The organism is Vogesella mureinivorans, assembly GCF_007644035.1.
Taxonomy (GTDB): Bacteria; Pseudomonadota; Gammaproteobacteria; order Burkholderiales; family Chromobacteriaceae; genus Vogesella; species Vogesella mureinivorans.
This window is the reverse complement of record NZ_VMTV02000237.1, coordinates 1-252: the sequence shown is the minus strand read 5'-3', so window position 1 is coordinate 252 and position 252 is coordinate 1. Positions and strand designations below refer to the sequence as shown.

Below are 252 nucleotides of genomic sequence, written 5' to 3'. Positions count from 1 at the left end.
CGCCTGCCTCGAAGCGACTAGCACCTATGGGGAAGGCGTGGCAGAATTTCTGCACAGCCAAGGGCACACGGTCAGTATCGTTAATCCTGCTCGAATCAAAGGGTTTGCAATTAGTGAACTCTCGCGCACCAAAACGGATAAAGCTGATGCTCAATTAATCTTGCGATTTTGCATCGCGCTACAGAAAGAAAAGTGGGAGACTTTTGTTTATGAAGTGAAGGAATTGTAGCTATTAATGCGATGATTGGAAGA

The 252-nt window shown here is 46.0% G+C and carries 1 protein-coding gene; it reads left to right on the top strand.

Annotation, left to right across the window (positions count from 1 at the left end; translation table 11 throughout):
* On the top strand, positions 1-229 hold a 229-nt coding region (locus FLQ44_RS08065), incomplete at its 5' end, for an IS110 family transposase (protein WP_206208751.1).
* Between the last annotated feature and the right edge of the window lie 23 nt (positions 230-252).